The sequence below is a fragment of the Acutalibacter intestini genome, from assembly GCF_034334985.1.
In the GTDB taxonomy this organism is placed as follows: Bacteria; Bacillota; Clostridia; order Oscillospirales; family Acutalibacteraceae; genus Acutalibacter; species Acutalibacter intestini.
Genome location: NZ_JAWXXL010000134.1, coordinates 1 through 662 on the forward strand (window position 1 = coordinate 1; position 662 = coordinate 662).

General features: G+C 48.6%; 1 protein-coding gene. It reads right to left on the reverse strand.

Annotated elements, in window-relative coordinates:
- Positions 1-662: RNA-directed DNA polymerase (locus tag U8U68_RS22080; protein ID WP_322204637.1), on the reverse strand; the 662-nt coding region annotated here is incomplete at both ends.

Here is a 662-nt window from a genome sequence, read left to right on the forward strand (position 1 = left end):
TCGATCTTTCCGGCCTCCATCAGCCCGCACAATTTCTTCACCTTGCGGCGGGCGTTGCTCTTTGACTTCCGGCGCACCTTGCGGATCACCGCGCCCGTTTCCGTCAAATATGTATGGAAGCCTAAAAAATCAATCCCGTTTTTCAACGGGTATATGGCCGTTTTCTCATTCAGCGAAAGCCCTATTTCGTTTACACGTCTTTCAATCTCCTTCCAGCAATAGCGCAAATATTCCTTGTCTTCATGGATCAAATAAAAATCGTCCATATAGCGGCCATAGAATTTCACTCCCAATTTTTCCTTGATGAAGTGATCCAGCGGCGAAAGATAAAGCAGGGCGAAAAGCTGTGAAGATTGATTGCCGATCGGAATTCCTACGTTGCCTTCCGTGCTGTCTATAATCATGTCCAGCAACCACAAGCATTCGGGATCGTCAACATACTTTCGCACAAGCTCTTTCAAAACGTCGTGCCGGATCGAATAGAAGTATTTGCGAATGTCGCCTTTCAGCACCCAGCCGTCAACGCCCTTCTTCCGGTAAAATCGCCGCATGAACTCTTCCAGACGTTCAAGCCCGAAGTGTGTTCCTTTGCCTTCCTGCGACGCGTAATTATCCTTGATGAAGGACGGCAAAACCCGCGGCCCTAACACGTTGTCGCATAG